Origin of the sequence: Microcoleus sp. w2-18bC1 (assembly GCF_036700365.1) — a bacterium.
Taxonomy (GTDB): domain Bacteria; phylum Cyanobacteriota; class Cyanobacteriia; order Cyanobacteriales; family Microcoleaceae; genus Microcoleus.
Genome location: NZ_JAUBOS010000114.1, coordinates 1 through 7,751 on the forward strand (window position 1 = coordinate 1; position 7,751 = coordinate 7,751).

Sequence of the window (7,751 nt, forward strand, 5' to 3'; positions counted from 1 at the left end):
AAACTTATCTCGTCAAGGCGATCTCGAATTCACTCATTTTTCGCAATGCTGTTTTCTGACTTTTTCAGCAAGCCCTACATACCCGTCACAACTGCTCGCTGAGATTTTGGCTCCAAACTCTGTGGCTTTTCCTGCTTTTCCTCTAACTATGGGACGAACATGGGGTTGGGTTAAACTTACTATTCTATCGTCAACTCTATTTGTTTTGTGTTGGTACATCCAGGATTGTTGGCGGTAAACTTCCTGACAGACTAGCAGCAGTTTATATTGTCGCTTACTCAAGTTCTCCAAAAGGGAGCCTAACTCGATTAATTTCTCAATATGAGCTAGGTTTCTTTTGATATATTGCAGTTGCTTTTTAATTGCTGCTCTTTTTTGGCTCTGTTTTGGTCGGCGCTGCTTGGCAATGGCTAGGTAATCTTTACGAGCTTTTTTGCGGTAGGTTCTGGGTTTTTTCGGGCATCGGTCTTTGATTGACTCGTAGAGGATATCTAGGATTTTTTCTGTTTGCATTCTTGTCCGATCGAGAATTCCTATGTCGGTTGGATAGGTAATGTCCGCGCTGGCACAAGTCGCATCTAATAGTAATTTTCCTTGATTTAGCCTCTCGCCTGGTTCTTCTGGTTCTTTTTTGTTTGATTCAGATTTAGGGGTAGTGGCTTCTCTGATTTTCTTCACCATCTTTTGGTTCACTTTGTTTACCAGGTTGACACTTATTCTTTGCCTAAAGTGAACCAATAGCGATGCGTCAAACGGGATTTCATTACTGTAGGATGACAAACCGATAAAGTATTGCAGGTATGGGTTTTCCCTGATTTGTTCTACGGTTTCACGGTCGCTGGTTCCTAATTTCTCTTTGATAATTAATGCCCCCAATGCCATCCGAAACGATTTGGCTGGTGCTCCCATAGATTGGGTAAAATTTTGAGCGTATTCTGATTCAAATTCCGACCACGGTATCAGTTGAGCCATCATCACCCAACGGTTATCTGAGGCTAATTTCTCCCCGTGAGGGAATTCAAAACTTTCTGGTGCGGTGCCGTCTGGGTCAACTTTTCGGTACACGGCTGTCAACGGTAGTGCAAAGGTTTGGTGCTATTTTAGCCCAAGAAGGTGCACCAGCGGTTCGATCTCATCATCATCTAAGGCTTGCTGTGTAACCCTGGGGCTGATTATTCAGCAAGCCCTACATTAGTCCTCTTTCAGAGGACTTTTGCTTTGAGGCAGGGGTTTCAACCCTTGCCGGACTTGCCGGAATGCGGACTTGCCGGACTTGCCGGAATGCGGGTTTGACCTTAAGTGTCCTAGTAAACGGAATTAACTGAAATTTAGCAATTATTGCTATCATAAATTAAGAGCAAATTTTAATGAATTGCTTAAATTTATGGTACAAACAATTCAAGCTAGAAATGTCGCGTTGAACGATTTGGAAACCAACTTCAAAATTGAGTGGGTTGAGGATGACCAATTCTTTCGCGAGTGGCAAGATGATTTGCCAGAAATCAGTGATTATGAAAAACAACGATTAGACAGAGTGAAAGCAAGTTACAGGAATTTGCTCAAACATCCGCCACTTCTAGAAAATACAGTCAAAATGGTTGTGCTGTCTCCGTTTTTGGATTTAGCTGATTTCTATCTTGCTCCTTTTCATGTTACTTCAGAAAAGTCTGTAGAAATTATTGACGAAGACGAGGGAGTGATTGTGAGGGGACAGTTGGATGTTTTGGCTTTGTTTCAGGAGTTTTGGGTAGTAGTTATCGAGTCTAAGAAGGCTGCGTTTTCTTTGGAGGTCGGGATTCCGCAGTTACTAGCTTATATGTTAGCTAATCTGAGTGCCGATCGACCTACTTACGGATTGTTAATGAATGGCTCTAGTTTTTTATTTGTCAAGTTAGTTAAGCGGGAAACACCGCAGTACGCTTTTTCTCGCTGGTTTTCTATGTTCAATCCGGGGAATGATTTGTACAGCGTGCTGAGTGTTTTGAAGCGCCTCGGTCAGTTGAATGTTGGCAATATAGTTTAGAAAGCGATCGTCCTTTTGTGAGGGCGATCGCTCAGAGACGCGGTTGTACTTCGCTTAAATAAAAAATCAACAATGAACTAATTAGAATCCCCAGTCTTATTTAGACAATTGTTCGCAGTGCCGCTAGCCCCCCAAGGTGTAGTGGGTAAAAATAATAGAAAAATCTTTTTTCTAGAGCCGTTGGTTTTTGGTCTTTAGAGCTATCGTAGTATGCCAGAACTAGCGGTGTGAATAGGGCGAAAATTTGAATCCAGCTTTTGCAACTAATTGCATATGCGATATTTGCTATAGTCCAGCGGAACCACCAAAGGCGAGATCCTCCTCCTTTCCACCTAATCATCAATAGCGGGCAAGCCACTGCATACCAGCCGTAACTCACTCCTAAAATTTGAGCAGTTACTAGACCTGTGCCTAAAACTGCAATTTTGCGATCGAAGCGTCGGATGTAGCTCAAAGTTAGTGCTGCTACAGCAAAGCTAAACATGATGTTTAACTGTAAATTGCCAAAAAGTAACATATGAGGTATTTGAGAAAGTACCCCAAATAATATCAGTCGAGTAATTAGAGGATTTTTGTCCCCCGGTCGTTTCCAGTTTTGAGCAAACACCCAACTAAACAACGGAAAACTGAGGCGGCCGATAATACGCATGGGTTCTGCTTCAAGCATAAATCCGATGTGGTCTATTAGCATTAGAGCTGCGGCAAACCATTTAATTTGATTTTGATTCATACAATTTATCCTCAAATTATGTTATTAAAACTTCGTTTATTGTACTAATTATTAAAGATTTGTTTAAATTTTTGACACAATACATATACAAAATTTCGCTTTCTTTGTATCTTTGATATGCTATAAAGTGCAGTTTTTGAACGTGTTTTTAAATGTCGATACTTCGTATTGGATCTATTATTTCTGAAAACATTATTTGTTTTAATTAAAATCCTCAGTACAATTAAATCGACTGTACTCATAATCTATCCTTAAAGCAACACCTAAATTAAAGAGATTTTTTTATCTTTAATTTAGGTGTTTTAAAAAATACACGTACAAACACTGTTGTGTACTCCTTAAGGCAGATTTACATTAAATTTATTGATTCGGAGCAAATAATAATTGAGTTAATTTTACTGACATCGATCGCGACTACTCCACCGACAACGATGCCTCCGCCGCCTCCGATGATTGCTCCATCCAGAATTACTACAGTGAAGAGGGAAGAGGCGCTGGCGGTAATCTTTTGTTCGGTACAGGTGCGGTAGAGGGAACAGGCGCTAGCGGTAATTTTTTGTTGGGTACAGGTGCGCTAGAGGGAATAGGAACTGGCGGTAAACTTTGGCGCGGTACAGGTAGGGAAGTGGGCTGGGGTTGGGGTTGAGGCAAACCGGGAACACGGATATATTTCCAATTACCAGTAAACAAGAGGTACATAACACCCGCAAGGACGACACCGCTAACCACAGCAGCAGTAATCTTCCAAACACTGTAGGGACGCTCGCCTTGAACTTCAGCGGTGCGTGCATTAACCATTACTTGATATCGTTGGTTTTGATAACGATAGGCACACAGCCACACAGGTAGCAAAATATGCTTAAAAGTGATAGCATTGTAATCAGTAGAAATGCTGTGAACCCGCTGCTCGTCGCCACCGATACTCCTACAAACGTCGAAGTGAATAGTAGAGGCCATGACATTTTTAGCAGATTCAAATCCTTGAGTGAGAGAAACTTGCGATCGCTGTGCTTCAAACCCAGCTAAATAAGATGAATTGTAAGGGCGCAGCGACTCCTTGAGATGCCAAGGTTCTAACGCATCCAGACGCGGGCGATCGACTGAAGTTGTAGCGGGAATCAGAATATCGTCAAAAGTGCGATCGACTTTGCCAGAAGCAGGCCACCACCTAGTATGTTGGACTTCGCGAGTTTTAGTTTCAGTTTCGCCCTCAGAGTTTGTTTCCGTATAAGTTTCAGTCACGTAGTAGTGTTCTCCGCGAGAACCTTGATAGTAACTAACCGTATAAGTGTCGTAAGTCCAAAACGGCAAATAAACCCCTTGAATTTTCTCCTGTTGCGCTAGGGATTTCAAAGCAGAAGGGGCAAACCAGCGATTGCTGAGCCACTTCTGAATGCTTTCTCTGGCCTGTTTATCACTAACTTCAAAAGGAACAATTCCCTCTGGATGCACGCTAGGGCTAGCTTTTTCAGGTTGCGTCACAATTGGCGAAGCACAAAATGGGCATTTACCGGCTACTTTCGGCGGTTCAAAAGTAACACTTGCTCCGCAATCATTGCATTTTACTTCAAGGGCTGTTGTTGATAAAGTTGTCAGCGTCGTTTCGTCGAATTGGAGATATTGTTCGTAAGAATTTTCCTTTACCTCTTCAGCAGTTTGGGGAATTGCATCTTCCCAGCCGCAGTAAGCACACTTGAGCTTTCCTGCTTGGGGGTTGAACTCTAAATAAGCACCGCAGCTAGGACAGGGAAAACGTTTAACAGCAGCTTCCGAAGTATTCATAATGGTTAATTGGTGATGTAATTGGTAATTGGTAATCGGGAAAGCAGATTAATTGCCAATTACCAATTAACTAAATATGCAAACAAAAATTTAGGCTGCTGCTGGCGGGGGAGGCGGCGGTACTGTCGCCAACAAAGATGCTAATTCCGGCACTTGCGATGCTAACTTCCAGCCGTCAAAACCCGCACGCCACACCATTACCTGATGTGTCAAACCATTTTGCAAAAGTTGCTCCAATCCAAAAGGGCCTGATTGTTGACCGTTCTGGGCAATATACCACTGATGTTGTGTTGCCGGAGGAGGTGGCGGCGGTGTTTGCGATGCTGGCGGCTGCATCATATTTGTCATTTGCTGACCTAGTGCCATTCCCATGCCCAATTCTAATGCTTGATTGCCGCCGCTGGGGTTATTTGCTGATGCTTCTATGGCGTTAGCAGCTTGATATTGGGTATATTGCTGCATATTTCCCAGAAGTCCGATAGAGGCTCGTTTGTCGAGTGCTTCTTCAACTTCAGGCGGCATCGAGATATTTTCAATTAATATCTGAGTTAATTCTAACCCAAACTGCTGGATACTTGGCTCTATGGCAACTCGTACCTGTTCGCCCATCTGCGTGTAGTTTGCTGCAAAGTCCAGCAGGGGAACGCGGGAATTGCCAACCCAATTGGCAAAGGCACTGACTATTGTATTGCGGAGTTGATCGGTGATTTCATCTACTTGAAATAGTCCGTCAGTGCTGATTAGTTGTTTTAAGAGTTGTTCTGGATGGGAAACTTTAATATTGTATGTGCCAAAAGCCCGCATTCGCACTGGGCCGAGTTCTGGATCGCGGATAATTATAGGGTTAGAGGTTCCCCATCTCAGGTTGGTAAATATTTTGGTGTTAAAAAAGTAGACTTCTGCTTTAAAGGGAGAGTTGAAACCGTAGGGCCAACCTTTTAAGGTGCTGAGAATGGGTAAGTTGCGGGTGTACAGTTCGTGCATTCCCGGAGCGAATACATCGGCAACTTGACCTTCGCTGACAAAGACTGCTATTTGTCCGGGCCGTACAGTTAGTTTAGCACCTTGTTTAATTTCGTTTTGGTGACGCTCAAATCGATAGGCAATGGTGTCACTGGTATTGTCCAACCATTCGATGATATCGACAAATTCGCCGCGAATCTTGTCAAAGAGTCCCATAGATTTATTTTGGGTTGTTGTTTGATTTTAGCTTCAATAGGAGCGATCGATGTTCCCGATCGCCATTGTAAAGTTTTTACGTGCGATCGCGCTCGGATGGGCGCGATCGCCCTTGCAGACAATTCATAATTCTGGTTCTATTCCAGCCGATCGCAATTGAGCGCGCAATTGCTCTAATTGGTCTTCTGCTTGTTGAGCTCTTTCTTGTTCGCGATCGGCTCTTTGCTGTTCTTGTTGAGCTCTTTCTGCTCCAGATAACAACAGATTTCCTTCACTATCCCACCAGCGCAGCCAAGGTAACTCAACATTTTGATACCTTCCTTGCCAAATTCCCAATTCCACCCCTAACGGTTCAATGGGATAATGACCGCGCTCATTTGCAGCAACTAATTGATATCTATCTTCGATCAGGTGATAGACTTCAACGCTAGCCTTAGTTACTTCATAAATCCCGTAAAATGCCGGACGGATGACATTTTCCTAAATCCAGAATTTACCCGGCTTAGTTTCCTGTTGACCCGATCGCAATAAAGGCGTTCTGTCCCGTTTTTCTGCACCATTGCCGGATACAAATTCTAACACAATTAACGGTGCTACAAATTCTTGCCACATTACATAAGAACGGCGCAATTTACTGTCAATAGTTGGCGGAACATTCGGCACATAAAACCAGTCCGGTGCTTCCGCACCCCGTTCTAGCGGCTCAGTTAATCGCCAATAAATGCCGCTGTCTTGACCGATACAATAGTTACCATCTGGATGAATGCTTTGGAAGACGGGAGTAATTGAATCCGTTAACAGAATGCTTTGGGGATGTTCTTGGAAATTTTTCACAAAAGTGCCGTCGGATTCTGGTAATTGAGTGTGATCCGGCCAGCCTGCGGGATTGTTTTCGACATCAAGGGTGAATTTCATAATTTTATTTTGATTGCAGGCATTGTTGGAGCGAGCTTTTGATTTCAATTATAGGCGATTGGTTTGAGAGTTTCGCATTTGCTGTAAGGTGCGGTGTGGCGCACCCGATCGAACTTTTGCCTTTCAAGTTTGTACTGAAAAATCCTCTGGATCGACTCCCCAATTAGTCCAGCGAATCGCTTCTCGTGCTGAGTGAATATCGGGCGGCACTCGTAAAGCGTGAATAAATCCCGTGCTGGGACAAGTCATCTTTAACAGATTTATTGGCTCTACATCAAAGTTTCTATCAATTTTTAATAAGGTGTATTCTTGCCATGAATCTAATTCAATTGCTGCTAACTCTTGGCAAAGGCGATCGTAACCAATTCCTTGAATTAGCACTCGTCGCAGTTCTGCGTTTTTTTCTGATAACAGCCATTGAGATTGCCATTGGTGCGGGTGAAGTTTTCCGTATTTTTCGGGTAAGGTGACACCGTGATAGGAATAAATGCTGTATCCGTCAGAAAATTGAATTGCGGGCCCTCCTTCGGCGTGGAGGCGGTGTTGGGAGTCGAAAGAGAGGATGCGGGGGCGATCGCACACAATACAAACTTTTTCATAGGTAAAAATCCAGCCGCATAGAGTTGTCAAAGACTTCAGTGCTTGCCACCTTCTGCGATGGTATTTGCACTTTAATACGGAGAAGCAGAAGTCACAACGTGCAGCAAGTTCTGCCCATATTATATAATCTAGAAACTCATAATCCTCATTATAGTGAAATGGTTCATTACAAAAAATAGATTCTAATAGTTTCTTAAAAACATCCGAAAAACTCATCCATGATTCCCGGTAAAGCTGGTAAGACAACTTACTTGAAGCCTGTGCCATTATAGAATCCAAAGTCTTACTGTACAGTTTCTCTGTAAATCTATCGACCAGATTAACTCCAAATTCTTCGTCTAGCTGAGTAATAGATTTGCAGCGAAGAACAAGATTTACAGCTTCATAGGGGCTGTGGCAAAAAATAATTTCCGGTTCTTTTTCGCCAATTACAAGGTAAGCTTGTTGTAAGGATTCAGGTCAAAAAAACTTCGGTGACAAAAGCTGGTAAAATAAACCAATGAAAAAGCCCCCAGCAACCAG

At 43.0% G+C, this 7,751-nt stretch carries 4 protein-coding genes and 3 pseudogenes; 1 reads left to right on the top strand and 6 read right to left on the bottom strand.

Going from position 1 to position 7,751, the window contains the following annotated elements:
• Positions 1-69: 69 nt before the first annotated feature.
• Positions 70-1,065 (bottom strand): annotated as a pseudogene (locus QT979_RS28030) (IS5 family transposase); the annotation flags it as partial.
• Between the two features lie 319 nt (positions 1,066-1,384).
• On the opposite strand from QT979_RS28030, the gene QT979_RS28035 reads away from it, so the two are divergent.
• Positions 1,385-2,023 (top strand): restriction endonuclease subunit R, encoded by a 639-nt coding sequence (locus QT979_RS28035; RefSeq protein WP_333312296.1) that lies wholly within the window; start codon positions 1,385-1,387, stop codon positions 2,021-2,023.
• A 100-nt stretch (positions 2,024-2,123) separates the two neighbouring features.
• Here the strand turns inward: QT979_RS28035 and QT979_RS28040 are convergent, their stop codons facing one another.
• The 5 genes and pseudogenes from QT979_RS28040 to QT979_RS28060 all read right to left on the bottom strand — a co-directional run.
• Entirely contained in the window at positions 2,124-2,753 is a 630-nt protein-coding gene (locus QT979_RS28040; protein WP_333312297.1) for a TraX family protein, read from the bottom strand.
• A gap of 471 nt (positions 2,754-3,224) precedes the next feature.
• Entirely contained in the window at positions 3,225-4,535 is a 1,311-nt protein-coding gene (locus tag QT979_RS28045; RefSeq protein ID WP_333312298.1) for a hypothetical protein, read from the bottom strand.
• A 90-nt stretch (positions 4,536-4,625) separates the two neighbouring features.
• Positions 4,626-5,714 carry an SPFH domain-containing protein gene (locus QT979_RS28050; RefSeq protein ID WP_333312299.1) on the bottom strand — a complete coding sequence of 363 codons (1,089 nt, stop codon included), beginning with the start codon at positions 5,712-5,714 and terminating at the stop codon, positions 4,626-4,628.
• A 123-nt stretch (positions 5,715-5,837) separates the two neighbouring features.
• Positions 5,838-6,629: pseudogene (locus tag QT979_RS28055) on the bottom strand (Uma2 family endonuclease).
• Positions 6,630-6,752: 123 nt separating this feature from the next.
• A pseudogene (locus QT979_RS28060) lies at positions 6,753-7,325 on the bottom strand (DUF6745 domain-containing protein); the annotation flags it as partial.
• Between the last annotated feature and the right edge of the window lie 426 nt (positions 7,326-7,751).